Annotated in this window: 26 protein-coding genes; 12 read left to right on the top strand and 14 right to left on the bottom strand. The window is 68.3% G+C overall.

The genetic code is table 11. The features are described 5' to 3' along the window. Positions 1–59: 59 nt before the first annotated feature. Complete coding sequence (locus tag VF167_03320) at positions 60–518, bottom strand: PTS sugar transporter subunit IIA (GenBank protein ID HEX6924430.1); 459 nt, start codon at positions 516–518, stop codon at positions 60–62. A gap of 195 nt (positions 519–713) precedes the next feature. Between VF167_03320 and rlmN the strand changes: the two genes are divergently transcribed. Continuing rightward, positions 714–1,829, top strand: coding sequence for a 23S rRNA (adenine(2503)-C(2))-methyltransferase RlmN (gene rlmN / locus VF167_03315; protein HEX6924429.1), 1,116 nt, complete (start codon positions 714–716; stop codon positions 1,827–1,829). Here rlmN and VF167_03310 read toward each other — a convergent pair. From VF167_03310 to panB, 6 genes are read right to left on the bottom strand one after another with little or no spacing between them, the layout of a single operon-like run. After that, positions 1,826–2,257 carry a LytR C-terminal domain-containing protein gene (locus VF167_03310; GenBank protein ID HEX6924428.1) on the bottom strand — a complete coding sequence of 144 codons (432 nt, stop codon included), beginning with the start codon at positions 2,255–2,257 and terminating at the stop codon, positions 1,826–1,828. The genes rlmN and VF167_03310 overlap by 4 nt on opposite strands. Next, positions 2,254–2,859 (bottom strand): HD domain-containing protein, encoded by a 606-nt coding sequence (locus VF167_03305; GenBank protein ID HEX6924427.1) that lies wholly within the window; start codon positions 2,857–2,859, stop codon positions 2,254–2,256. The genes VF167_03310 and VF167_03305 overlap by 4 nt, the downstream gene beginning before the upstream one ends. Next, on the bottom strand, positions 2,837–3,688 hold the full coding sequence (locus VF167_03300; protein HEX6924426.1) for a hypothetical protein: 852 nt from the start codon (positions 3,686–3,688) through the stop codon (positions 2,837–2,839). The genes VF167_03305 and VF167_03300 overlap by 23 nt, the downstream gene beginning before the upstream one ends. A gap of 4 nt (positions 3,689–3,692) precedes the next feature. Continuing rightward, the gene (gene panD, locus VF167_03295) at positions 3,693–4,067 is read right to left on the bottom strand and encodes an aspartate 1-decarboxylase (GenBank protein HEX6924425.1); all 375 of its coding nucleotides are present in this window, start codon (positions 4,065–4,067) and stop codon (positions 3,693–3,695) included. A gap of 18 nt (positions 4,068–4,085) precedes the next feature. After that, positions 4,086–4,928 (bottom strand): pantoate--beta-alanine ligase, encoded by an 843-nt coding sequence (gene panC, locus VF167_03290; GenBank protein ID HEX6924424.1) that lies wholly within the window; start codon positions 4,926–4,928, stop codon positions 4,086–4,088. A 21-nt stretch (positions 4,929–4,949) separates the two neighbouring features. Beyond that, complete coding sequence (gene panB / locus VF167_03285; GenBank protein HEX6924423.1) at positions 4,950–5,774, bottom strand: 3-methyl-2-oxobutanoate hydroxymethyltransferase; 825 nt, start codon at positions 5,772–5,774, stop codon at positions 4,950–4,952. 105 nt (positions 5,775–5,879) lie between these two features. Here panB and VF167_03280 point away from each other — a divergent pair, with 105 nt between their 5' ends. Continuing rightward, positions 5,880–7,547, top strand: coding sequence for an NFACT RNA binding domain-containing protein (locus tag VF167_03280; GenBank protein ID HEX6924422.1), 1,668 nt, complete (start codon positions 5,880–5,882; stop codon positions 7,545–7,547). A gap of 8 nt (positions 7,548–7,555) precedes the next feature. On the opposite strand, the gene trpA is transcribed toward VF167_03280, so the two are convergent. The 6 genes from trpA to trpC are packed head-to-tail and all read right to left on the bottom strand — an operon-like array spanning position 7,556 to position 14,167. After that, positions 7,556–8,362, bottom strand: a complete 807-nt coding sequence (gene trpA, locus VF167_03275) for a tryptophan synthase subunit alpha (GenBank protein ID HEX6924421.1) — start codon at positions 8,360–8,362, stop codon at positions 7,556–7,558. Next, positions 8,331–9,752 carry an HD domain-containing phosphohydrolase gene (locus tag VF167_03270; protein HEX6924420.1) on the bottom strand — a complete coding sequence of 474 codons (1,422 nt, stop codon included), beginning with the start codon at positions 9,750–9,752 and terminating at the stop codon, positions 8,331–8,333. Before VF167_03270 ends, trpA begins: the two co-directional genes overlap by 32 nt. Beyond that, positions 9,749–11,449 carry a HEAT repeat domain-containing protein gene (locus VF167_03265; GenBank protein ID HEX6924419.1) on the bottom strand — a complete coding sequence of 567 codons (1,701 nt, stop codon included), beginning with the start codon at positions 11,447–11,449 and terminating at the stop codon, positions 9,749–9,751. Before VF167_03265 ends, VF167_03270 begins: the two co-directional genes overlap by 4 nt. Before the next feature lie 2 nt (positions 11,450–11,451). After that, a complete protein-coding gene (trpB, locus tag VF167_03260) occupies positions 11,452–12,672 on the bottom strand; it encodes a tryptophan synthase subunit beta (protein HEX6924418.1) in 1,221 nt (406 codons plus the stop codon). Beyond that, positions 12,672–13,340 (bottom strand): phosphoribosylanthranilate isomerase, encoded by a 669-nt coding sequence (locus tag VF167_03255; protein ID HEX6924417.1) that lies wholly within the window; start codon positions 13,338–13,340, stop codon positions 12,672–12,674. The genes trpB and VF167_03255 overlap by 1 nt, the downstream gene beginning before the upstream one ends. Continuing rightward, positions 13,337–14,167, bottom strand: a complete 831-nt coding sequence (gene trpC / locus VF167_03250) for an indole-3-glycerol phosphate synthase TrpC (protein HEX6924416.1) — start codon at positions 14,165–14,167, stop codon at positions 13,337–13,339. Before trpC ends, VF167_03255 begins: the two co-directional genes overlap by 4 nt. Positions 14,168–14,258: 91 nt before the next feature. On the opposite strand from trpC, the gene lexA reads away from it, so the two are divergent. Both lexA and VF167_03240 read left to right on the top strand, forming a co-directional pair. After that, on the top strand, positions 14,259–14,861 hold the full coding sequence (lexA, locus tag VF167_03245; protein HEX6924415.1) for a transcriptional repressor LexA: 603 nt from the start codon (positions 14,259–14,261) through the stop codon (positions 14,859–14,861). A 12-nt stretch (positions 14,862–14,873) separates the two neighbouring features. After that, positions 14,874–15,041 (top strand): hypothetical protein, encoded by a 168-nt coding sequence (locus VF167_03240; GenBank protein HEX6924414.1) that lies wholly within the window; start codon positions 14,874–14,876, stop codon positions 15,039–15,041. A gap of 127 nt (positions 15,042–15,168) precedes the next feature. Here the strand turns inward: VF167_03240 and trpD are convergent, their stop codons facing one another. Beyond that, a complete protein-coding gene (trpD, locus tag VF167_03235; GenBank protein ID HEX6924413.1) occupies positions 15,169–16,245 on the bottom strand; it encodes an anthranilate phosphoribosyltransferase in 1,077 nt (358 codons plus the stop codon). A 154-nt stretch (positions 16,246–16,399) separates the two neighbouring features. Between trpD and truA the strand changes: the two genes are divergently transcribed. The 8 genes from truA to purL all read left to right on the top strand — a co-directional run bounded on the left by truA (position 16,400) and on the right by purL (position 25,567). Then, the gene (gene truA, locus VF167_03230) at positions 16,400–17,233 is read left to right on the top strand and encodes a tRNA pseudouridine(38-40) synthase TruA (protein HEX6924412.1); all 834 of its coding nucleotides are present in this window, start codon (positions 16,400–16,402) and stop codon (positions 17,231–17,233) included. Between the two features lie 13 nt (positions 17,234–17,246). Continuing rightward, entirely contained in the window at positions 17,247–18,689 is a 1,443-nt protein-coding gene (gene purB / locus VF167_03225; protein ID HEX6924411.1) for an adenylosuccinate lyase, read from the top strand. After that, positions 18,682–20,193 carry a carboxypeptidase M32 gene (locus tag VF167_03220; GenBank protein ID HEX6924410.1) on the top strand — a complete coding sequence of 504 codons (1,512 nt, stop codon included), beginning with the start codon at positions 18,682–18,684 and terminating at the stop codon, positions 20,191–20,193. Before purB ends, VF167_03220 begins: the two co-directional genes overlap by 8 nt. A 59-nt stretch (positions 20,194–20,252) precedes the next feature. Then, positions 20,253–21,197 (top strand): phosphoribosylaminoimidazolesuccinocarboxamide synthase, encoded by a 945-nt coding sequence (locus VF167_03215; GenBank protein ID HEX6924409.1) that lies wholly within the window; start codon positions 20,253–20,255, stop codon positions 21,195–21,197. Next, complete coding sequence (pssA, locus tag VF167_03210; GenBank protein HEX6924408.1) at positions 21,194–22,054, top strand: CDP-diacylglycerol--serine O-phosphatidyltransferase; 861 nt, start codon at positions 21,194–21,196, stop codon at positions 22,052–22,054. The genes VF167_03215 and pssA overlap by 4 nt, the downstream gene beginning before the upstream one ends. Beyond that, positions 22,051–22,311, top strand: a complete 261-nt coding sequence (gene purS, locus VF167_03205) for a phosphoribosylformylglycinamidine synthase subunit PurS (protein ID HEX6924407.1) — start codon at positions 22,051–22,053, stop codon at positions 22,309–22,311. The genes pssA and purS overlap by 4 nt, the downstream gene beginning before the upstream one ends. Positions 22,312–22,339: 28 nt before the next feature. Then, a complete protein-coding gene (gene purQ / locus VF167_03200) occupies positions 22,340–23,041 on the top strand; it encodes a phosphoribosylformylglycinamidine synthase subunit PurQ (protein HEX6924406.1) in 702 nt (233 codons plus the stop codon). Positions 23,042–23,248: 207 nt separating this feature from the next. After that, positions 23,249–25,567: a phosphoribosylformylglycinamidine synthase subunit PurL gene (gene purL, locus VF167_03195; GenBank protein ID HEX6924405.1), complete on the top strand. Its 2,319-nt coding sequence runs from the start codon at positions 23,249–23,251 to the stop codon at positions 25,565–25,567. Position 25,568: the final 1 nt, after the last annotated feature.

Here is a 25,568-nt window from a genome sequence, read left to right as displayed (position 1 = left end):
CAATGCAAAAAGGACGGCGGCCCAGACAAGGGCCGGCGCCCATGCACGCACCCCGGCTTTCACGAAGCTTCCGCCTCGGCCAGCACGGAGTAGAAGGACTGCGGATCCGGAGCCTCGATCAGCCGCTGGCGGAATGATTCCCGCCGCAGCAGGCGCGAGATCCGGCTCAATGCCTTTACATGCTCCCCCGCTGCAGACTCGGGTCCGACGAGGAGGAAAAAGAGGTGAACGGGCTTACCGTCGAGGGCCTCGAAGTCCACGCCTTCCCGGGTCACCCCCGCCACCAGCACGAGGCCGTTCACGCTCGAGGACTTGCCGTGCGGAATCGCGACGCCGTGCCCGATGCCGGTGCTGAGCACCTCCTCCCGATCCATCACCGCACGAAGCACCTCCTGGCGATCCTTGACCTCGGCGCCGTTGGCGGCCAGGTCGACCAGCTCCTCGAGGAGGTCTTCCTTCGTGGTGGAGCGAAGCGGGATCTTGATTCGCTCGGGAGTCAGCAGGTCCGTGAGCAGCACGAGCACCTCGTGAAATCGGTCCGTTGCAGGTGCCGCGCAGCGGCACGGGTGCATGCGCTGCAAAGGTAACGCCGCCCGTTTGGAGCATCAAGCTGGCGCCGGGGCCCGCCCGATGCATGGAACACAAGGAACGGTGCGGGGAAATAAGGCGTCGCCCCTCCGCGACGACCGCGGCGGCACCACCCGAACGAATCGATGATCACAGCCGTCTCCCGTCCAGATCTGCTCGGTTGCTCGCCCGAAGAGGCCGCGCGCGCGCTCGCGGACTACTTCGCCGCGCGCGGTCAGCCCGCCTACCGGGTGCGCCAGGTCCTGGCGTGGCTGTATGAGAAGCTGGCCTTCTCCTTCGTGGGGATGACCGATCTGCCGCGGGCGGAGCGGGAGGCACTCGCCGAAGCTTTCTCCCTGTCCGCGCCGGAAACGGCCAAGCTATCGCGCTCCGTCGACGGCACGACGAAGCACCTCTGGAAGCTCGCCGACGGCGAGCTGATCGAGTCGGTGCTCATTCCCGCGCGAGAGCGCCTGACCCTCTGCATCTCCTCGCAGGCCGGATGCGCCATGGCCTGCACCTTCTGCGCGACCGGCTGGATGGGCTACCAGCGGCAGCTCACCGCGGGCGAGATCGTCGCGCAGTACCGCGGGGCGCAGGTGTGGGCCCTGGAGAACGGCTACGGCCCCATCACCAACATCGTGTTCATGGGGATGGGGGAGCCGTTGATGAACCCCAGGGCGGTCTTTCCGGCCCTGGAGCTCCTCAACCAGGCCTACGGCGTGGGCGCGCGGCGCATCACCGTCTCCACCGTGGGCATCGTACCCGGCATTCTGCGGATGGCGGAGATGCCGCAGCAGTACCGCCTGGCTGTCTCGCTGCACGCCCCGACCCACGAGCTTCGCCAGCAACTCATCCCGGTAGAGAAGAAGTATCCGCTCCCGCGGCTCATGGAGGCGCTGCGCGCGTTCGACGAGGCCGGCGGCAAGCGGATCACCTTCGAGTACGTGATGATCGACGGGGTGAACGACGGGTTGGCCGAGGCGGACGCCCTGGCCGAGCTGGTGCGTGAGTTCAAGGCCTTCGTCAACCTGATACCGTTCAACCCCATCCCCGCCAACGACTGGAGGCCCACGCCGCCCGATCGACTGGCCGCCTTCGCACAGCGACTCGCCCGCCGCGGGGTTACCGCCCACGTTCGAGAACCGCGAGGGCGCGACATCGCCGCCGCCTGCGGGCAGCTCAAGGCGGAGGCCACCCGCGGTCGGCCGCTCGTCAAACTCGGGTCGAGCCTCAAAACCGCCGCGTCCGAGCTCGCCTAGTTTGCCACGCTCTCGGCGTTAGCCTCCGCCCAATCGCGCCCCAGGATCACCGTCACCTCGAGGTAGAGGCTGGTATCCGGTGCTTCGCGAACCTGGTTGATACCAAGCACCGCGGCGACCGCGCGCGCGGCGGCGGGGTCTCCCACCCGGTCCAGCACCAGCGAGGTGTCGGGGTGGAATCCTCTCGCGTTCCCGAAAAAGACGACGTCGAAGCCCTCGTCGCGCAGGCGGTCGGTTTCTCGCTGCGCCAGCCTGGGGATGCCGGCGGCATTCAGCACCTCGACGCGGACGCGCCGTTCCGGTAACTCGACCTCGACCCCGGCGAGCTCCGGCGGCCTCTCGCCGCGCATCCCCATCACCATCGACCCCACGAGGAACAGCACCAGCACGCAGAGCCCCACCAGAGCGGCGACCTTCAAGCCCTTCACGCCTCCTCCGTCAACGACGACCAGAACGCGGCGGTTTCCGGACGTATCGGCTTGCCGTCCTCCAGCAGGTGTCGGATGCGCGCGGCCACCACCTCTCGGACCACTGAATCGAGCTCGCGCGGCATCCGCTCGCGCAACTCAGCCCTCCATTCCCGCGCAAAGTCGCGCCCCGGTTCGAGAAAGTCGGCCAGGTAGAGCGCCCGACCAAGCCGGTCGAGCTCCGGGTGCCCGAGCGTGTGGTAGCGGATGGCCCGCAGGAGGGCCTCGTCAGCGTCGGCGGAGAGGAGGTGGGCCGCGGCCGGGCCGTGCAGCAGGACCGGGTGCAGGTCAAGGAAGCGGCGACCGAGAATCGTGCGGAGCTCGGCCGTGTCGGCGTCCCGCAGGGCATCGTGGAGCATCCCGGCCGCAGCCCAGCGCATCCGGTCCACGGCGGGGAGGCCGAGCTCTTCGGCCCACTGGCGCATCAGGGCGGTGACCCGCCCGATGTGCTCGCGCCTCGCCTCGGTCACCCGAGCCCATGGCGGGAGCTCGCCGGCCGCGGCGGCAGCGACGGTCGCGGAAACCCAGCTGACGGGTAGCTCAGTCGAAGCCGCGTCGGACATAAGGCTCCAGGATGGCTCGGTTGCGGATCGAGGTGTGCGAGATGTAGTTCCAGCCTCTGAGCTCGACCCCGCTCCCGACCCAGCTGTCGATGATCCGGCAGCCCGGCCCGATCACGGTCTCGTCGCCGACCGTGGTCGACCCCTCCAGCACCACGCCGGGATAGAGGATGCTATCGCGACCGATCCGCACATCGACGTCCACCAGCACCGTCTCCGGCAGGAGGAAGGTGACGCCGGCAGCCATGTGCCCGCGGACGATCTGTCGACGGATCCGATCAGAGGTGGCTGCGAGCTGTGCGCGGTTCTGGACGATGGAGGTGTCGCGCGAATCGGAGAGGCGGTCTGCGGCGGCGAGCACGCCATTGGGAACGGCGAAGGGATCGGGAAGGCGTAGGAGCTGCGACAATCGCTCGGGGTCGCCGTGCGCGGCGGCGGCGTCTTCGGGTCCTCCCACGACCCACGACCCCGGGGAGGAATCGAGCAACACCTCGAGCGTTTCCGCCGCCAGTACGGCGGCGGCGTGCACCGCCAGACACCGCTCCTCGCCGTCCCCGAGCGGTTGCAGCACACTGCGCTGGCGGCTCTCGGCGTCCGGTACCGTGAAGGCGTCGACGTGAACGGGAAGGTCCTGAAAGAGGTCGGCGGGGAGATCTCCCTCCGAGACGACGATCACCCTCTCCGGCTTCGAGGGCGCCTCCGCCAGCGACGCCGCGGCGTGCCACACCAGCGGCCGCCCTGCGATGGGATGGAGGTATGCTGGCAGCCGTGATACCATCCCGTCCGTGCGGGATGAGGGGAGGGCGAGGATAATGCCCGTCCAGCGAGCCATCGCGTCAGCGGCTCTCTGCCCTGATGTGGTCGCGGTGTAGCCGATTCTGCTCGTCGACGAAGATGAAGATGGGTCGGTGCTCGGCGAGCTCCTCTTCCGAGTACTGCGCGTAGCTGATCACGATCACCTTGTCCCCGGGGTGCGCCAAGCGGGCGGCGGCACCGTTGAGGCAGATCTCTCCCTCGCCCCGCTTGCCGGGGATCACGTACGTCTCGAAGCGAGCGCCGTTGTTGATGTTGACCACGTGCACCTGCTCGTACTCGAGCAGGTCGGCGGCCTCCATGAGATCCGGATCGATGGTGATCGATCCCATATAGTTCAGATCCGCGCCGGTCACAGTAGCCCGGTGGATCTTCGATTTACACATCATCCGCAGCATGGCGATTCCATCCTCCGGTCAGGTGCCCAGGATCGTATTGTCGATCAGCCGGGTCCTACCCACCCGCGCGGCAACCGCACAGACCGCGCCTTCGCGCACCTCCTCCAGCGGATCGAGGGTGTCGGGGTCCACGACCTCGCCGTACTCCAGCTCGACGCCCGGGCCGTCGATCTGCAAAAGCAACCCCCGAAACGCCTCCGCGTTCCGCTCGCCGCTCGCATACAGCTCCTGACAACGCTGCAACGCACGGGACAGAGCAAGCGCGCGCGTGCGCTCCTCGGGCGACAGATAGGTGTTGCGAGAGCTCATCGCCAACCCATCGGGATCGCGCACGATGGGACCGGAAACGATCTCGATGTCCAGATTCAGGTCGCGCACCATCCGCCGGATCAGAACGAGCTGCTGATAGTCCTTCTGCCCGAAGACGGCCACGTCGGGCTGGACGATCGCGAAGAGCTTCGCCACCACCGTCAGCACCCCGGCAAAGTGCCCCGGCCTGGAGGCACCACAGAGCCGGTCCGCTCCCCGGACGGGGACGACGTTCACCCACGGCTCCCCGCCCGGATACATCTCCTCCACCGATGGAGCGAACGCAAAGTGGGCTCCAGCCTCGGAACAGAGATCCAGGTCGCGATCGAGGTCCCGAGGGTACTGCTCGTAGTCCTCGTTCGGACCGAACTGCAGGGGGTTGACGAAGATCGAGACCGCCACCCGATCGGCCACCTCGCGCGCGCGCCGGATGAGGGAGAGGTGCCCCTCGTGCAGATATCCCATGGTCGGGACCAGCGCCACCCGCTCGCCGGCCAGTCGGCAGGAGTGGACCCAGGATCTTGTCTCTTGGCGCGTGCGGCTCAGTCGCATCGGCGGCGGCGCGACGGGCGATCAGGAGAAGGTGTGCTCGTCGGCCGGGTACTCGCCCTTCTTCACGGCCTCGACGTAGGCCTTGACCCCGGCCGTGGCCTGTTCCCCGAGGTTAGCGAAATGCCGCAGGAAGCGTGGCTTGAAGGTCGTGTTCAGGCCGAGCATGTCGGGAAGGACGAGCACCTGCCCGTCACAACCCGGCCCGGCACCGATTCCGATGGTCGGAATGGTGAGCTCAGCCGAGACGGCGCGCGCGAGCTCTCCCGGCATCAGCTCGAGCACGACGGAGAAAGCGCCGGCCTGCTCGAGCCGCCGAGCTTCCTCCAGCAGGCGCTTCTGGGCCGCCTCGTCGCGACCCTGCACGCGGGGCCCGCCCAGGGCGTGGACCGACTGGGGAGTGAAGCCGAGATGCCCCATCACCGGGATCCCGGCGCCGACGATCGCCGCGACCGTGTCCGCCAGCGCCTCGCTTCCCCCCTCCAGCTTGACGCCCGAGGCACCGCTCTCCTTGAGGATGCGGCCCGCGTTGCGAACCGCTTCTTCCCGGGAGACCTGATAGGACAGGAAGGGCATGTCCACCACCACCAGTGCCCTTTTCACCCCTCGCACTACCGCGCGGGCATGGTGGATCATGTCGTCGACCGAGAGCGGCAGCGTCGACTCGAGACCCAGCACCACCTCGGCGAGCGAGTCGCCCACCAGCACCACATCCACCCCCGCCTGGTCCAGCAGTCGCGCGAAGAGGGCATCGTAGGCGGTGAGCACCGCGATGCGCTCCCCCTTCCGCTTCATTTCAAGGAGGTCAAGAGTCCTGACCCGCTTCCCCTCCCCGCTGTGCGTCGACATCGCTCCTCCGGCTGGTTTCCGCACCTCGGGAGTGGCCCGAAACGCCGGAAATCCTTGAAATCTCTACGTATTGACGCGCGAAAAAGCTAACTCCAAGTTCCGGGGGTGTCAAACGCGATTCGCTACGATCCGCTGCTGATCCGGTACCTCGCGGAGGAGCTCGACCGGCGCCTCCGCGGGCGTGTTTGTGGGTCCACCCCCTTCTTCGCGGCGCGCAGGGTGGCGCTGCTGGCGCTGGACGGCGGTGAAGCGCTGGAGATGGACCTGCACCCGCTGCGCGGTTGGATACGCATCGTCCCCTGGGAGGCGGATGCTGCGCCGCTCGACGCCGTCTGTGCGGGCGTGCACGCCCCGCCCGACGAACGCCGTCTGACCATCGAGATCGACGCGGCCGACCGCTTCCGCTCGGGAGCCCGTCGGTTGGAAGTGGAGCTGATGGCCAACCAGTGGAACGTGCTGCTGGTCTCTGCCGAGGACGAGCGGATCCACTCGACGCTCTGGTCCCGCCGGGCGGGGACGCGTGCCCTGACGCCGGGGGCGCGGTACGAACCCCCATCGTCGTCCGACCGATACGGAGCCGCGGCCGTCAATCGGGAGGCGGCTCGCCGGCGCTGGCGCGAGACGCTGGGTGGCGTGGCCGCGAGCGAGCGGGAGGGGGTGCTTATCCGTGAGTTCGCCTGGACCGGTCGGGTAAATGCCGCCTCCATCCTGGGGAGCGACGCGCAGGCACCGGACTCCGGCGTCGACGGAGATGCCATCGAGCAGGCCTTCGAGCGCTGGTGGGCGCTATGCGCCTTGCCCCCGAGCCGCCCGGTCGTGCTGCACACGCCCTACGGGCTGCAGCCGTATCCCCTTCCGCTGCATGGCTATCGCTGGGAGCGGGCCGAATCCCTGCTGGAGGCGATGGACCGGGTCGCGCAGGCCGCACCGGCCGAGAAGGGCACCCCCAACGGTGAAGACGCGGCGCTGCTCACGGCGGCCCGAACGAGGCTCGAGATGGCTGAGCGGCGGGCCGAGCGACTGGCCGACGAGGTCGCTCGCAGCGGAGGAGCCGAGCGACTGAGGGAGCAGGCCGACCTCCTGCTCGCGCGGCTGCACGAAGTCCCCAGAGGGGCGGAGGAAGTCGAGATCAGCGGCTGGGACGGCGAGCGCGTGCGAATCCGACTGGACCCCACGCGCTCGGCGGCCGACAACGCGACCGAGTGGTACGCCGAAGCCCGACGGCGCGAGCGGGCGGCTGAGCGCCTCCCGGCAATGCTGGAGAAGGCGCGCGCCGAGGTGGAGCGCTGGCGCGAGGCGGTGCGGCTGGGAGAGGCGGGTTCGCTGCCCGACTGGGTGTCGGCCGAGATCGAGCGAGAGCGGGCGAAGGGCCGACAGACCTCCGGCACGCAGACGAGCGCCTTGCCGTACCGGGTGTTCCGATCTTCGGGCGGCCTGGAAATCCGTGTGGGGCGCAACTCCAAGGCGAACGATCAGCTCACCTTCAGCCATTCCAGCCCCAGCGATGTCTGGATGCATGCGCGTTCCGTCCCCGGCTCGCACGTCATCCTTCGCTGGCGCGATCCGGAGGGCGCTCCTCCCGCTCGCGACCTCGAAGAAGCGGCGCGGCTCGCGGCCTACTACAGCAAGGCGCGCACATCGGGCATCGTCCCCGTCGACTGGACGCGGCGGAAGTACGTGCGCAAACACCGGGGTGCGCCTCCAGGAACGGTGGTCCCCTCCCGGGTGAAGACGTTGTTCGTGGAGCCAAAGAAGCCGCCCGAGCCGGCCTGATGGTCAGCTCAGAGCGCCTGCCGTAGCTCGGCGACGAACCTCGCCGCCGACTCCAACCCTTCGCGGGCGAGCCGGTCCACCAGCGCGCTGCCCACCACCACACCGTCGGCGATGCGCGAGACGGCTCCGGCCTGCGCGGGCGTGGAGATGCCGAAGCCGACCGCCACGGGCAGGGTCGTCACCGCGCGCACCGCCGCCACCTCCGCTTCGAGGCTCGCGGTCAGCTCCTCTCGCACACCGGTCACACCGGTGCGCGATACGTAGTACAGGAATCCGCTCGCCGCGGCCGCGATCTCCCGAACCCGGTCGGAAGAGGTGGTCGGCGCGATCAGGCGGATCAGATCGAGGTCGGCGGCGCTGAACTTCGCCTCCAGCTCCGGGTCACTCCCCAGCGGTAGATCGGTCACCAGCACACCCTGCGCTCCCGCTTCTCCCGCGTCGCGGAGGAAGGCGTCCACGCCGTAGCTCATGATGGGGTTCAGGTAGCTGAACACGACCACCGGCGTGCTACGCTGCGCGCGGAAGCGACGCAGGAGTTCGAGCGACCAGCGCAGGTCGACCCCCTTGTTGATCACCTCGAAGGAGGAGCGCTGGATGGTCGGGCCGTCGGCGAGGGGATCGCTGAACGGGATCCCCAGCTCGATCACGTCGGCCCCAGCGTCGGCGAGCTTGATCAGCGTCTCGAGCCCGCGTTCCGGCTCCGGGTGACCCGAGGTGGTATACAGCACGAGCGCCGCCCGGCCTTCCTGCCGCGCACGCGAGAACGCCGCGTGGAGCGACGAATCAGACGAAATAGTCCCTGACGTTGATGCCATACCTCTCCGGGTCGGTCGTCTTGATGATCGAGCGCCGCGGCCGCCCCGTTGCCGGGTCGGTCTCGGTCAGGTCCAGCGTGCGCGGCACGTCCAGCGGCTGCCCCAGCTCGTCGTAGATCACCCGCACGATGGGCTGGTGGTGAGCGTCCGGTGCCTTGCCGGGCGCCACCACCACCGCTAGCTCGTAGTTGTCGAGAATGACCACGCTACCCACGGGATAATAGCCGGTCAGGCTGATGAATGCCTTGACCAGCAACGGGTCCACCCCGCGCTTGGGGTTGTCCCGCATGTCGCGCAGCACCTGGTCCGGCAGGGCCGGATTCGCCTGGTAGCTGCGCTTCGTGGTTGCCGCGTCGAAGCCGTCCGCGATCGCCACGATGCGCGAGAAGAGGGTCGGTGAGCGGGGCCGGATCGAGCGGGGATAGCCGCTCTGATCGATCTTCATGTGGTGCTCGTAGGCGAGGAGCATCGCGCGCAGAGGCAGAGTGCCCAGTCCGCGCAGCTCCATCAGCGCCAGCAGCCCTTCGGTGGGATGCTCGCGGACGAGCTCCCACTCCGCCTCCTCCAACGCCCCCTCTTTGTTGGTGAGCTCGATGGGGAGCTTCACCTTGCCCATGTCGTGCAGCAAGGCCCCCATCCCCAGCTCGTAGAGCTGCTCCCGCGCGAGGCCGAGCTTCTTGCCCAGCGCAACGCTGAATATGCAGACGTTGACCGAGTGCGCGAAGGTGTACTGGTCGTAATCGCGCAGGACGGTCATGCCGAGCATGGTCGTCTCGTTCTGCAGCACCTGATCGACGATCTGCTGCACTGCACGCTTCACGCGGCGTACGCTCACCGCTTTGCCCATCCGCACCCCCAGCATTACCTCCCGGGCGACCGCGACCGACTGCAGGTAGGTCTTTTTTGCGATCTCTTTCGCCTCGTCCGGCGACCCCGCGCTGCCCCCCTGCTCGGGTGCGGTAAGGAGGATGTGGGTGACCCCGGCCCGCGTCAGGCGATCGTTCATCTGGCCCAGCGGATCGTCGGGCAAGGGCTCCGCGTTCAGGCGGGTGAGGAAGCGCGTCCACTCGTCGCGCGTCACGCCCTCGGCGACCTCCACCTGGCCGATGCCGTGGGAAGCGAGCAGCCGGCTGAGCGCGCCGAAGGTGGCGAAGCTTCCCACGTCGATCCGCATCCGCAGGTCGTTGACGAAGCAGTAATCGCCCACGTAGTGCAGCGAGATGCCCCCCTCCGACCCGAGCAGCCGCCCCGCGACCTGCTCCAGTTCGGTGAGGGCGTTCTGCACCGCGCGGTTCTCTAGCGGGTAGAGCCGCAGCGCCCGCAGAGCGGCGTGCAGGGCGAACACGAAATCGCGCCCGAGCTGCTGCGCCGCCCGATCGCCGTCGCTCATCCCTCGGTCCCTCCACGGAGCGCGCGGGCAACGGCCGTGCGGACCACAGGGTCGGAATCGTCGGCCGCCCGCTCGAGCGACTGCCGCGCGGAGGGGTGGCGCACCCGTGCCAGACCGTACGCCGCACAGGCCCGGATCTCCGCCGGCTCGCCCCTCCCCAGCCACTTCCGCCCGTTCAGCAACCGATCCAGGAACGGTACCGCCTCCGCCCCGCCGACCCTCCCCAGCGCCTCGAAGAAGGCCAGCTTCTCCGTCCGGTCCGCGGCCCGGAGCCGCTTCCCCTGAATCGCCTCCTCGAGCGGCTCGCGAGCGGCCGAATGCTCCAGGGCACCGAGGGCGCGCGCGGCCGCCATCCTCACCTCGCGCTCGGGGTCGTCGAGCAGCGCGATCACCGTGTTTCCCGCCACGGCAGCTCGCAGCCCCACGACCGCCTCCACCGCCGCCTCCCGCACCAGCGGAGAGTCGTGTCGCAGCAGGCGCATCACCTCACCGGCGGCGCTGCCAATCGCCAGACTGCCCACCCACCGCAGCGCTCCCCGTACCACCAGCGGGTCATCGCTGGCAAGGAGCCGAACCACCTGGTCCCGGTTGCCGGCGGCGAGGCGCTCGGCCGCGGCGGTCACGATACGCCGCGTATCAGGCCGCGCGATGCGATCGATCAGCTGGGTCAGCGGGGCAAGGCTGGCCGGCGGGAAATAGCCGAGCAGGCGCTCGAACGAGTCGGCGCCGGGAGCGCGCGCCGGCTCATCCATCATCTCCACCAGTTGCTCGAGCGTTTGCGGGCTGGCTAGCTGCTCGAAGACGAGGCGGATCCGCTGGAGCACCTCCGGCGGAAGCGGAGTCTCACCCGTGGCAATGCGCGTGAGCTCGTCGAGCAGACTGGCCGCCCGGTCGAACGCTCCCGACGAGAGCATCGAGGGGAGCACCTCTTCGAGGATGCGAGCGATGCGCAGCTGCCGCTCCGGGGAGCCGTCCTCCAGCCGATCCAGGAGTGCGTTGAGCACGTCGCGCCAGAGGTCTCGATTTGCCTCGAGCTGCACCTCGTGCTCGAGCTTCCTCAGCTCGTCCTCGTCGAGGAAGTAGAGGGTCTCGCGGAAATCGTCGGCGGAGAGGCCGGTGGATGGGGCCGGTTCCGAGGCGGCGGCGCGGACGGCAGCGGGATCGATGCGCGCCGGGGCGGCTCCGCTCGGAGCGCCGAGGTCGATGGAGTCCACCGGCAGGTCCACGAGCTCGTACCGGAGGCCGGCCAGGTTCTCCTCCCACAGGAGGGTGACGAGGTCGTCCTCTTCTTCGCGGAGCTGCGGTGCACGCCCGAGCACGGAGAGCAGGCGGTCCAGCTCCTCCTCCAGCCCCGGCAGGAGCGTCACCGTGCGGATACCGTCCTTGTAGAAGAGAAAGGCGAGGTCGGCACCGGCGTCGCCGGTCGGATAAACCCGGTGCCCCTCCCAGAGGATGGCGTTCTCCGTGATCTCGAGCCGCAGGCGATCCAATTCCTCCCAGACATCGCGTACCCGCTCGCGCAGGACCACCACGAACCGCTCGAGCATGGGCCCATTGCCGGCGTAGAGCCGGTAGCTGCGCACGGTCGAGGAGAACGTGCGCAGCAACTCCTCGATCTGCCCCGCCACCGGCGAGCGGTCAGCGGAGTCCGTCGGAAAATCCGCGGCGCCGATCCCGGGGGCCTGCCGCCCGTCCATCCCTAGGTGTCCAACCCCTGCTGGGTGAGCTCGGCCACCTGCGCAACGTCCTTGTCGCCGCGACCACTCAGGCAGATCACCACCGGCCTCCCTCCCCGCCAGCGCCGCCCCTCGCGCAGCACGTAGGCGATGGCGTGGGCGCTCTCCAGCGCCGGGATGATCCCCTCCAGGCGGGAGAGCTGCTCGAAGCCGTCGAGTGCCTCGCGGTCTGTGACGCTGGCGTAGGTCGCGCGGCCGCTATCGCGCAGGGAGGCGTGCTCGGGACCCACACCCGGGTAGTCGAGCCCCGCCGAGACACTGTGCGCCGGGGCCACCTGGCCGTGCTCGTCCTGCAGCAGATAGGAGAGCGCGCCGTGCAGTACGCCGGGCTGCCCGGCGGTGAGTGAGGCGGCGTGACGACCAGTCTCCAATCCCTCGCCCGCCGCCTCGATGCCGACCAGCTCGACCTCCGCGTCCTCGAGGAACGGGTGGAACATCCCGATCGAGTTGGACCCTCCCCCGACGCAGGCGACCACCGCTGCCGGGAGGCTGCCGGTGATCTCCAGGAGCTGCGAGCGTGTCTCCCGGCCGATCACCGACTGGAAGTCGCGCACCATGCGCGGGTAGGGATCCGGCCCGACCACCGATCCGATGATGTAGTGGGTGTCCTGGACGTTCGTCACCCAGTCGCGGATCGCCTCGTTGGTGGCGTCCTTCAGTGTGCGCGTTCCGCTGCCGACCGGCCTCACCTCCGCGCCCAGCAAGCGCATGCGGTAGACGTTGAGCGCCTGCCGCCGGACGTCCTCCTCCCCCATGTAGACCACGCAATTCAGCCCGAACAGCGCGCACACCGTGGCGGTGGCCACGCCGTGCTGTCCGGCGCCCGTTTCGGCGATGATGCGTCGCTTCCCCATCCGCCGGGCGAGGAGCACCTGCCCGAGGGTGTTGTTGATCTTGTGCGAGCCGGTGTGGTTCAGGTCCTCGCGCTTTAGGTAGACCTCGATCCCACCCGCGGCCTCACCGAGCCTGCGCGCGTGATAGAGCGGCGTGGGGCGACCCACGTAATCGCGCCAGAGGTCGCCGAGCTCTTCCCAGTAAGTCGGATCCGCCGAGGCCTCGGCGTATACCGCCACCAGCTCATCGAGGGCAGCGATGAGCGTTTCCGGCACGAAGCGGCCCCCGAAACGACCGAACCAGCCGGAGGTGGAAGAGCTCGCGGGCGTATCGATTACAGACTCGGACATCAGGATCTCGGGAAGGGGTCGGCGACGGCATCGAGGGCCGCACTTATAAAAGCGGTCACGGCGTCCGCGTTCTTGACACCGGGAGAGTCCTCCACGCCCGAGCTCACGTCCACGACGTCGGGACGCAGCAGCTCGATGGCGGCGCGAACGTTCGAGGGAGACAGGCCTCCCGCCACCACCAGGCTCACTCGCGGGGGAATCGCGTCCCGGTGCGGCGCGACCGCCTCCCAGGGAAAGGGTGTACCGGTACCGCCGGGCGCGGAGGGAGACCAGCCGTCCAGCAGGATGCCATCGACCCGTCCCGCGTAGCGCCGCAACTCGGTCACGAGGTCCATACCCGGGCGCGGGCGGAGCGCCTTCCACACCTCCCAGCGGCCTTCGCTGCGCAGCTGCTGCGCGGTCTCGGGCAACTCGGAGCCGTGCAGCTGGAGCACGTCGAGCGAGACGATGTGAGCTGCGCGGCGCATCTCTTCGACGGTCGCGTCGACGAACACGCCGACGCGCCGGAGGGGAAGACCGTCCAGCACCTCCGCCGCGGCCGCCAGATCGATCGAGCGACGACCTCCGGGGGCGAGGATCACTCCTCCATAGTGAGCGCCCGATGCCGCCGCCAGCTCGGCATCGGGCCGCCTGGTGAGCCCGCAGATCTTCACCCGCACGGCGGTCATCGTTCCTCTCGTCGCGGTTTCTTCGGCAACCCGGTCAGGGCGCGTGCAGCGGCGGCCAGGTCGGGCTGCCGCATCAGCGACTCGCCCACCAGGATCGCGTCGACGCCAGCCGCTCCGAGAACGCATACGTCGTCGGGCGTGCGGATCCCGCTCTCCGCGACCAGCGTCACCTGCGCGGGCACCCGGGGAGCCAGACGAAGCGTGAGGTCGAGCTCCGTGCGAAAGGTACGCAGGTCCCGGTTGTTGACGCCCAGGAGCGTCGCGCCGGCGGCCAGCGCGCGGTCCATCTCTTCCGCGTCGTGCACCTCGACCAAGCTATCCAGCCCGAGATCGGCCGCCAACCCGAGTAGCTCCCGCAGCTGCTCGTCCTCGAGGATGCGGACGATGAGCAGCACGGCATCGGCACCGGCGGCGCGCGCCTCGTAGACCTGCACCGGGTCGATGGTGAAATCCTTTCGCAGCAGGGGGAGGTCCACCGCCGCACGGGCGGCCTGCAGCGCCTCGAGGCTGCCGTCGAAGTACTCCCTGTCCGTCAAGACCGAAAGCGCCGCGGCACCGCCGCGGAGGTAGTCCGTCGCGACCTGATCGGGCGACGAGCCCGGCCGAATGGGCCCGGCCGAGGGCGAGCGACGCTTGATCTCCGCCAGCAGGCGCACCTCCGCGGGCCGGCGCAGTGCGCGCGCGAAGCCGCGGGTCGGCGGCGCGCACCGCGCACGATCGCGCAGCTCGGCGGCATGCGGCCGCAGAGCCGCGACTTCGGCCCGCTTGGTGTCGACGATGCGCGAGAGGATATCGGGAGAGGCGGCCGAAGCCGGAACGGTACTCAACGAATTGCTTGCCCTTCGGCGTTGTTTCGGGTATACTGTGGTTCGGTCTCTATTCGGCTCTTCAGGACCTCACCCAGACCGCGCGCGATCTATGGCCCTGACCAAGCGACAGAAGCACATCCTGGACTACGTGGAAAGCTTCATCGAGACGTACGGCTACTCTCCGAGCTTCGAAGAGATTGCCAACGCCTTCGGTTACTCCTCGCTGGCCACGGTGCACGAGCACCTCAGTAATCTGGAGAAGAAAGGCTATTTGCGGAAGAACTACAACAAGAGCCGCTCGCTGGAGCTGGTGCCGGCGGAGGGGACGTTGGCGGTGGAGCTCCCGCTGCTCGGGCTGGTCGCGGCAGGGTTTCCGATCGAAGCGGTCGAGCAGCAGGAAACGATCGCGGTGCCTCACGACATGCTCCGGCGCGGCAACAACTTCGTGCTCCGCGTCCAGGGCAACTCGATGATCGACGAGCAGATCCGCGACGGCGACTACATCGTAGTGAATTCCCGGCAGACGGCGGAGAACGGAGAGATGGTGGTGGCGCTGATCGGGGGCGATGCCGCCACGGTGAAGAAGTTCTATCGCGAGCCTGGCGGAAGAATCCGACTGCAGCCGGCCAATCCGACGATGCAGCCGATGTACTACGACGAGGCTGAGGTGCAGATCCAGGGTATCGTGGTAGCGGTCATCCGCAAGTATTGACGTGGGGGAGCGATGCGTACTGGACAGCAGGTATCGGGCGAGGGCGCTGAAGGGGCCAAGCACTGGGTCTTCGTGATCGGAACGATCCGCAAGGGCGAGCAGAAGCTCGTCTTCCCGCACCCGGCGGAACGGCCGGTATTTCCCGGCCCCTGGAAGATTCGGGCGGTGTTGGTCGACTGATCTGTCGGTGCTGATGGACTGGTCGCAAAGCCAACGGGCCGGAAAGTCGCTGACCGCGGAATCGACTGGTCGAAAAAATCCGCGGTCCGGAATCGTCAGCTGATCGGGAATTCGGCGTACCCGACGCTCACGAAGACGAGGGGGCGTCCTCCTCGACTTCCCGGATTTCCTGCGTCGACGCTTTCCGGAGCCGCTCGAGTTGCGTCCAGGCCTTGCCCGAGTCCAGGAGCGATTCCGCCAGGGTCACACCTTCCGCAATGCTCGAGGCCCGGTCAGCGATGTAGAGGGCGGCGGCGGCATTCAACACGACGGCCGCACGTGCTCCCCCGCTCAGCCGACCCGACAGCACGTCGGCAACTGTCGCGGCGTTCTCTTCGCGCTCACCACCCGCCAGCTCGGTAGGATCGTAGGTCTCCCAGCCCAGCTCGCGCTGCGGATCAAAGATCCACCTCGAGAGCTCACCCTCCCGAAGCTCCACCACCTCGGTCGGCCCCAGCGGGCTGAACTCGTCCATCCCCGGCTCCCCGTGCACTACGAGCGCCCGCTCGTGACCAAGGACGCGGAGCGCCTCGGCTACCAGCTCGAGAAGCTGCCGATCCGCCACGCCGACCACCTGCCGCTTCGCCCCCGCCGGGTTGGTCAGCGGCCCTAGCACGTTCATGATCGTGGGCATCGCCAGCTCACGGCGGACGGGTCCCACGTGTCTCATGGCCGGATGATGCAGAGGGGCGAACATGAAGACGATCCCGGTCTCTTCCAGGATCTGAGCCTCCCGCTCCGGGGGGAGCTCCAGCCGGACGCCGAGCGTCTCGAGGACGTCCGCGCTGCCGCACCGCGAGGTGAAACTGCGATTGCCGTGCTTGGCCACGCGCGCACCCCCCGCCGAGGCGACCAGCGCGGCGGCGGTGGAGATGTTGAAGGTGGTGAGGCCGCCACCCCCGGTGCCGCAGGTATCCACCACCGGCCCCTCGCCCAGCGGATTCACTGCCACCATCGCCTTCCGTAGCGCGCGCACGCCCCCCGCCACCTCCGAGGCCACCGCCCCGCGTGCGCGGATTCCCACCAGCAACGCCGCGATCTGGACCGGGGTGGCGCGACCCTCCATCACCTCGGTGAAAGCGGCCTCCGCCTCCTCGACCGTGAGGGAACGCTCGGAGGCGATGCGAACCAGGGTGCTGAGCTCGATGTCGGGGGTCTGGGTCATTCGCGCTTGCTGGGTGTGTGAGGCGTGCCGGGGCCAGGCCCTTCGAGCGGCCGCATTGTAGTCATCCCCGAGCCAACGTGTCAACTTGTCGGTGCGGTTCGAAACCCAAGCGGCGGCTTGACATTCGACCGCTCGGGTCTAGCTTTCCGCCGCCATGGAAACCCCGGAGACGCACCGCATCCGCCTGACCCTGCACTACGACGGGGCCGAGTTCTTCGGGTGGCAGCTGCAGGCCCGGGAGCGAACCGTGCAGGGAGAGCTGGAGCGCGTGCTCTCTCGGCTGCTCAACAGACCCACACGGGTGCTCGGCTCGGGGCGGACGGATCGGGGCGTGCACGCAGTCGGCCAGGTCGCGGCGGTGGACGTGCCGGTCCGCTGGGCCCCGGCGGAGCTGAGGCGCGCCATGAACGCGCTGCTGCCGCGGGACGTCTGGGTCGCGCATGCCTCCGTGGCCAGGCCGCGTTTTCACCCGCGCTACGACGCCCGCTCGCGTTCGTACGTCTACCGGATCGGCACCTCCCCGGAGGCCGCCTCTCCCTTCCACGCCCGCTGGTGCTGGCCGCTGGGACGGGAGCTCGACCGGGAAAGGATGGCGGAGGCGACCCACCTCCTGATCGGCGACAACTGTTTCCGCGCCTTCGCCAAAGCCGGTCAGGAGGAGCGCGGGGACCGCTGCATGGTGTCCGAGGCGCGCTGGGTCGACTGGGCGCCAATCGGCATAGAGCTGCGGATCTCGGCGAACCGCTTCCTCCACCACATGGTCCGCTACCTGGTAGGAACGCTCGTGGAGATCGGCCTGGGACGGAGGCCGGTGGAGGAGATGGCCGAATTGCTGAAGGCAGACACCGCGCTCGAGACCTCGCCACCCGCACCGCCTCAGGGGCTGTATCTCACGCGGGTATGGTATGCGGACGACGGCGAGGAGGCGGACGGAGTAGAGGAAGCAGGCGGCTCGACCGTCTTGCCGGCGGCGCCCCCCAATCACTGAACCAGAGTACCCGATGACCGGCAGTTCCGAGCGATACTCGAACCCGCTGACCGAGCGTTACGCCTCCGCGGAGATGTCCCGCATCTTCTCGCCGGCGTTCAAGTTCGGCACCTGGCGTCGACTCTGGCTGGCGCTTGCGGAGGCCGAGAAGGAGCTCGGCCTACCAATCCCCGACGAGGCGATCGCTGCGATCCGCGAGCAGCTCGACACCGTGGACCTGAAGCGGGCGGCGGAGCTGGAGAGGCAACTCCGCCACGACGTCATGGCGCACGTCCATCACCTGGGCGAGCAGGCGCCGGCCGCGCGCGGCGTCATCCACCTGGGGGCAACCAGCGCCTTCGTGGGCGACAACACCGATCTCATCCAGCATCGCGAGGCGCTCCGGCTGGTCCGAACGCGACTGGTCGGGGTGATCGCGGCGCTGGCGGACTTCGCGCGGAGGTACCGGGCGCTGCCCACCCTGGGCTTCACCCACTTCCAGCCGGCTCAGCCCACGACGGTGGGCAAGCGGGCGACCCTCTGGCTCCAGGACCTGCTGCTGGATCTCGAGGAGATCGAGTTCCGGCTGGACACCCTGCGCTTCCGCGGCGTCCGCGGCACGACGGGCACGCAGGCGTCCTTCATGGACCTCTTCGAGGGCGATACCGCCAGGATCGATGCCCTCGACGAGAAAGTGTCCCGCAAGATGGGCTTCGAGCAGCGCTACGGGGTGACCGGGCAGACCTACACCCGCAAGGTAGACTACGCCTGCCTCTCCACCCTGGCCGGAATCGCACAGTCCGCCTCGAAGTTTGCCAACGACGTGCGTCTTCTCTCGCACCTGAAGGAGGTGGAAGAGCCGTTCGAGGAGCACCAGATCGGCTCGTCTGCCATGCCGTACAAGCGCAACCCGATGCGCAGCGAGCGGATCAACGCGCTGGCACGGCACGCCATCACTCTGGTCATCGATCCGGCCTTCACCGCAGCCACGCAGTGGTTCGAGCGCACGCTCGACGACTCGGCGAACAAGCGAATCGCCGTCCCCGAAGCGTATCTGGCCATCGATGCGATCCTGCTCATCCAGCACAACGTCGCGGCGGGCCTGGTGGTCAACCCGGAGATGATTCGTCGCCATCTGATGGAGGAGCTACCGTTCATGGCGACGGAGAACCTGATGATGCGCAGCGTGAAGCGCGGCGGCGATCGCCAGGAGCTCCACGAGAGAGTGCGGCAGCACTCGCTGGAGGCGGGCAAGCGGATCAAGCTGCAGGGTCTGCCGAACGACCTCCTCGACCGGATCGCGGCCGACCCGACCTTCGGGGTCACCCGCCAGGAGCTGGAGGAGGAGCTGCGGCCGGAGCGTTATGTCGGCCGGGCACCGGAACAGGTGGACGTTTTCCTGGCGGAATGGGTCGAGCCGGTGCTCGAGCGATACGGCTCGGAGGTCAACCGAACTGCCCCGGAGCTCCATGTCTGAGCCGCGCACCGCTCGGGCAGCGTACGAGGCGCTGCTGAAAGACCTCCGCGAAACGGCGGTCCTGGCCTCGGCGGGAGCCGTGCTGGCGTGGGATCAGGAGACCCAGCTACCACCCCGCGGCGCCTCCCTGCGAGCGGATCAGCTCGCAGCGCTGAGCGGGCTCGTACACGAGCGGCGGACCCGGCCGGAGGTGCAGGAATGGCTGGCGACCGCCGAAGCGGACCCCGACCTCCGCAACGATCCCGACGCGTCCGCCAATCTGCGGGAGATCCGCAGGGACCTGGACCGGGCATTGAAGCTCCCCGGCTCTCTCGTGCGCGAGATTGCCCAGACCGCGGCGCTATCGCAGCGCGCCTGGCGCGACGCTCGGGAGGCGAGCGATTTCGGCAGCTTCGCTCCCTGGCTGGAGAAGAGCTTCGATCTGGCGCGGCAGAAGGCGCTCTGCTACCGGCCGGACGCTCCCGTCTACGACACTCTGCTCGACGAGTACGAGCCGGACGCCACCGCCGAGCCGCTCGTCCAGATCTTCAGCGAGCTGCGCGCACGGCTCACCCCGCTGATCGCCGAGGCCGCGCCCCGCCACGCCCGTTTGTCCACGCCGATCGACGGGCTGACCATCCCGGTGTCGAAGCAGATGGAGCTCAACCGCTTCGTGGCGCAGCGGATCGGCTTCGACTTCGAAGCGGGCCGGTTGGACGTCTCCACCCACCCCTTCTGCGAGGCGATCGGCCCCGGCGACACGCGCCTCACCACCCGCTTCGACGAGGCACACTTCCTGGATGCGCTGAGCTCGACGATGCACGAGGCAGGGCACGGGATGTACGAGCAGGGGCTTCCGAAGGAAGCGCATTTCGGCGAGCCGCTGGCCGAATCCGCGAGCCTCGGCATCCACGAGAGCCAGTCGCGCCTGTGGGAGAACTTCGTGGGACGCTCGGCCCCCTTCTGGAGCTGGGCTCTCCCCGAGGCGCGGCGGCTGCTCGGCTCCGACCTTGGTGGCGCCAGCGTCGACGACGTGGTTCGTGCCGCTAACCGGGTGAAGCCAGGCCTGGTCCGCGTCGAGGCCGACGAGGTGACCTACAACCTGCACGTCCTGCTACGCTTCGACCTCGAGCGGGCGCTGCTTTCAGGAGATCTGCCGGTGCGCGAGCTGCCGGGAGCGTGGAACGAGCGGATGCGCCAGGATCTCGGCCTGGAGGTGCCCGACGACCGACAGGGGTGCCTCCAGGACATTCACTGGTCGATGGGGGCGATCGGGTACTTTCCGACCTACACCCTGGGCAACCTCTACGCGGCCCAGTTCTGGAGCGCGGCCAACCGGGAGGTGCCCTCCCTGCAGGACGCGATCGCCAGGGGCGAGTTCGCGCCACTGCAGGACTGGCTGCGCGAGAAGATCCACCGGCACGGGCGCCGCTTCAGCGCCTTCGAGCTCTGCCAGCGCGCCACCGGCGAGCCGCTCAGCGTGGAGGCGTTTTTCCGGTATCTGGAGGGGAAGGTGGCGACCTAGCACCCTCCCGCCCGGTGTGTTAAATTTTGAATTTCACCAGACGCGCGCCCCGAACGGCCTTGAACGAACCGATCGCCCGGACGGACCTTCCCTTTCCACTGTTGAGGCGGGGCAAAGTCCGCGACGTGTACGATCTGGGCGATGCCCTCCTTCTGGTCGCCACCGACCGCGTCAGCGCTTTCGATGTCGTCCTGCCACAGCCCGTCCCGCGCAAGGGGGAGGTGCTGACCCTCATCTCCGCGTGGTGGTTCGCGCGGGTGCGAGACCTCATCCCCGGACACCTGATCTCCGTCGATCCCCAACTCATCATCGAACGCTACCCTGCGCTGGCAGCGAATGAGGCTCAGTGGCGGCGGCGCTCGATGCTGGTGCAGAAGCTGGAGCCCTTCCCGGTGGAGTGCGTCGTCCGCGGGTACCTGTCGGGCTCGGCGTGGAAGGAGTACCGGGAATTCGGCACGCTGGCCGGAGAGCCCCTCCCGCCCGGCATGGTGGAGAGCGACCGGATGCCCGAGCCGACCTTCTCCCCCGCGACCAAGGCGGAAGAAGGGCACGACGAGAACATCCCCTTCTCCGAGGTGGAGCGGATGCTCGGTCCGGAGGTGGCGGCGCGCCTGCGGGATGCCAGCATCGCGGTCTACGAACGAGGCAGGGACATTGCCGCCGAGCGGGGTATCATCATCGCCGATACGAAGTTCGAGTTCGGTCGCGGCGAAGACGGGGCGATCGTCCTGATCGACGAGGTCCTCACCCCCGATTCGTCCCGGTTCTGGCCAGCCGACCTCTACGCGCCCGGCCGCAGGCAACCGTCGCTCGACAAACAGCCGCTCCGCGACTACCTGGAGGAGCTGGTCCGACACGGCGAGTGGAACAAGCAACCTCCCGCACCCGACCTTCCCCGCGAGGTGGTCGAAGGGATGTCGCGACGCTACCAGGACGTGTTCCAGCGGCTGACCGGCACCCCCCTCGACGAGGTAGACCTGAGCACCTGGGGGCTCACGCCGTGACAGCCGTCGCGCGTCGCCGGCTTCGCGGGGGAGTGATCGTCCTGCCCAGCGCCTTCACGCTGGGCAACCTGTTCCTGGGGATCTGGGCGATCGTGGCGGCGGCGCGCGGGCGGTACGAGATGGCGGGCTGGCTGATCGTGCTGGCGGCGTTCGCCGACCTCTTCGATGGGAGGGTCGCCCGCTTCACCGGAACGGGCAGCCAGTTCGGCGAGCAACTCGACTCGCTGGTGGACGCGATCAGCTTCGGCGTGGCCCCGGCGCTGATCGTCTACTTCGCCTTCCTCGGCGATGGAGGCTGGAACTGGATCATGGCCTTCATCTACGTGAGCGCGGCCATCATTCGCCTGGCGCGCTTCAACGTCGAACAGGCCGGGATCGCGAAGACGAACTTCCACGGGCTCCCCTCCCCCACCGCCGGCGTCACCCTCTCGACCTACTACAGCTTCACCCAGACCCCCCTCTTCCGCACGTACTTCTCCGAGGTCAACGTGCACCAGGGGGCGGGCTGGATCCTGGTCGTGTGCGCTGGACTGATGGTCAGCCACGTCCTCTATCCGGTGGTGCCACGCCTCACCTTCCGGACCTGGGGTGGCCGCCTTGCGCTGGGCCTCGCGATCGCCTCAGTCGTCGCGGCGCTGACAGTGCCCGAGTACTTCTTCTTCCCCATGGCCGTCATCTACATCGCCTACGGTCTGCTGCGGACAGTGGCGCTGGGCTTTCTCGAGCGGCTTCCCGAGCAGGATCCGCTGCTGGACGAAGCCAGCGACGAGGGGGAGGTGCGGGAGCTCGACTACAGTGAGATCCGGCCGCGACCGCGCTTTCGGCGCCGCCGCCGTCCACGATTTTTCAAGGAATGAACGTGAACGAATATCGGGTAGAGGTCCGGGTAGTCCCCCGGAAGGGGATCCTGGACCCGCAGGGAAAAGCGGTGGCAGATGCGCTCGCCTCACTGGGGTTCGAGGGGGTCGGCGAGGTGCACGTCGGCCGCCTGATTACGTTGATCCTCAGCGCCGCATCGGCGGAGGCGGCGCGCGAGACGGCCACGGCGATGTGCAGGCAGCTCCTCGCCAACCCGGTGACGGAAGATTTCGACGTGACGGTGTCGGAAGGATGACGGCGTTTCGCGTACTGGAGCTACGAGCATGAAGATCGGGGTGGTGACCTTTCCCGGCTCGAACTGTGACTACGACTGCTATCGGGCGGTACGCGAGGTGCTGGGGGTCGAGACCGTCTTCCTCTGGCACAAGTCGCACGATCTGGAGGGTGTAGACGCCGTTTTCCTCCCCGGCGGCTTCAGCTACGGCGACTATCTGCGGGCCGGCGCCATCGCGCGCTTCAGCCCGATCATGCGCGAGGTGCGCGAGTTCGCCGAGCAAGGCGGGCCGGTGGCCGGCATCTGCAACGGCTTTCAGATCCTCTGCGAGGCGCACCTGCTGCCCGGCGCGCTGATCCGCAACCGCAACCTCAAGTTCATCTCCCGCCCGGTGTACCTGCGGGTGGAGAGCACCGAGCCGCCCTTCCTATCGAGCTACCAGAAGGGCGACGTGCTCAAGGTGCCGATTGCACACGGTGAGGGGTGCTACGTGGCCGACGAGGAGGTCCTCGACCGCCTCGAGGCGGAGGGCCGCGTGGCCTTCCGCTATTGCGACGCGCACGGCCGCGTGACCCCGGCGGCAAATCCGAACGGCTCGGTGCGCAACATCGCCGGTATCCTCAACGAGCGCGGCAACGTGCTCGGCATGATGCCCCACCCTGAACGCGCGGTGGACCCCCTCCTGGGGAGTGCGGACGGGGCGGGAATATTCAGAGCTTTGGCTGAGTTCCTCGCAGGAACCGCGGCATAGGCGGCGGGGGCGGGGAATTACGAATTACGAATTACGAATTACGAATTACGAATTACGGATTATGGGGTACGAATCGCGAGTTGGAAGACGCCGGACTTCGGTGCTTGGATCGGGTTGCGCTCGGCTCGATCGCACTCCGAGCGAAACAGCCGACCAAAGCCGAAAGCTCGTAATTCGTAATTCGTAATTCGTAATTTTTGCACTGAAATGTCATCGGAAACCCCGTTGCGTAGGCCCGGCGATCCCGAGATCACGCCCGAGTTGGTCGCGGAGCATGGTCTGTCGGAGGAGGAGTACGGGCTCATCCTGGAGATTCTGGGTCGGGAGCCGACCTTCACCGAGCTGGGCGTGTTCAGCGCGATGTGGTCGGAGCACTGCGGCTACAAAAACTCCAAGCCGCTGCTACGCACCCTGCCGACCAGGGCCCCCTGGGTGCTCCAGGGACCGGGCGAGAACGCAGGCGTGATCGACGTCGGCGACGGCCTGGCGGTGGCGTTCAAGATCGAGTCTCATAACCACCCCTCGGCGGTCGAGCCCTATCAGGGGGCGGCCACGGGTGTGGGCGGCATCCTCCGTGACGTCTTCACCATGGGCGCACGGCCCATCGCCGTGCTCAATTCGCTCCGCTTCGGCGATCTCGACGGCCCCGAGGGCGCGCGGGTACGCTACCTCTTCGCGGGAGTGGTGCGCGGCATCGGCGACTACGGCAACTGCGTGGGTATTCCCACGGTTGGGGGCGAGGTGGTCTTCGATGCCGCCTACGAGGGCAACCCGCTGGTGAACGCCATGGCAATCGGCCTGATGAAGCGGGAGGACCTCATCAAGGGCGTGGCGGAGGGGGTGGGCAACCCGATCATGGCGGTGGGCTCCAGGACCGGACGGGACGGCATTCACGGCGCCACCTTCGCCTCCGCCGAGCTATCGGAGGAGAGCGAGGCGAAGCGGCCGATGGTGCAGGTCGGCGATCCTTTCACCGAGAAGCTGCTGCTCGAGGCGTCGCTGGAGCTGATCCGCTCGGGTCACATCGTCGGGATCCAGGATATGGGGGCGGCCGGGCTGGTCTCCTCCTCCACGGAGATGGCGGCGCGCGGCGGCACGGGGGTGGACATCGAGATCACCCGGGTGCCCGTTCGCGAGTCCGGGATGACCCCGTACGAGATCCTGCTCTCCGAGACGCAGGAGCGCATGCTCGTGGTCGCCCGCAAGGGCCACGAGGAGGAGGTCCGGGCGATCCTCGCCCGCTGGGATCTGGACGGAGCCACCATTGGCCACGTAACGGACACGGGCCGCTACGTGATCCGCGAGAACGGTCGGGTCGTAGTGGATATTCCCGGCGAGCCGCTGGTGAACGAGTGCCCGACCTACACCCGTGAAGGGCGGGAGAGTCCGGAGATTGCCAGGCTGCGGGAGTGGGACGCCCGGGAGCTGCGCCCCCGGCCGGAGGAGAGCGATGCCGGGTGGACCCTTCGCCAGCTCCTCGATTCGCCGACCATCGCCTCCAAGCGGTGGGTGTACGAGCAGTACGACAACACCGTTCGCACGAACACGGTCGTGGGCCCCGGCTCCGACGCGGCCGTTCTCCGTCTCCGGGGCACCAACAAGGCGATCGCAGCGACGACGGACTGCAACGGACGCTACGTCTACCTCAATCCCTACCGTGGCGGGGCGATCGCGGTGGCCGAAGCCGCCCGTAACCTGGTCTGCTCTGGGGCGCGCCCGCTGGCGGTCACGGACAACCTCAACTTCGGCAACCCTCTGAAGCCTGAGGTGTACCATCAGCTCTCCGAAGCGATACGAGGGATCGGCGAGGCGTGCCGCGTGCTGGAGACGCCGGTTACGGGGGGCAATGTCTCGCTGTACAACGAGAACCCGCGCGGCGCGATCTATCCCACGCCGACGATCGGCATGGTCGGCCTGGTCGAGGACCTCGCCCACGTGACCCGTTCGGCCTTCCAGGGCACGGGGGACGCCATCGTCCTGCTGGGTCGGAACACGGACGAGATCGGCGGAAGCGAGTACCTGCGCACGATCCACGGCTTGGTCGCCGGCGATGCGCCAGCGCTCGACCTGGAGACGGAGCGCTCCCTTCAGCAGGCGCTGCTGGAAGCGATCCGCTCGGGGCTGGTGCGCTCCGCCCACGACTGCTCCGACGGTGGATTGGCCGTGGCCCTGGTGGAGGGCGCCATCGGCGGGGATTCGCTATTCGGCATCGATGTCGAGCTCGCCGACGAGCTGCCGGAGGCCGCGCTGCTCTTCGGCGAAACCCAGAGCCGGGTCGTGGTGAGCACGGCGCCGAAGACGGTCGACCGTCTTCTCTCCTTGATGGAAACGAGAGGGGTGCCGGCCGCCCGCATCGGTACGGTCGGTGAGGTCGGCGGCCAGTTCCGGATTCGCACCGGCAACGGCGGGATCGATGCGCCCATTCAGGAGCTCGCGCTCATCTACGAGCGGGCCATCCCGAGGCGCATGGAAGGGACGGCGGCCGACGTCGACGTGGCCCTGCATTCGGAGGTAGCGCTCCCGTGAG

It is taken from the genome of Longimicrobiaceae bacterium (assembly GCA_036375715.1).
Lineage (GTDB): Bacteria > Gemmatimonadota > Gemmatimonadetes > Longimicrobiales > Longimicrobiaceae > DASVBS01.
Note: the sequence above shows the minus strand (reverse complement) of the source record. Positions and strands in the feature narration are given on the sequence as shown.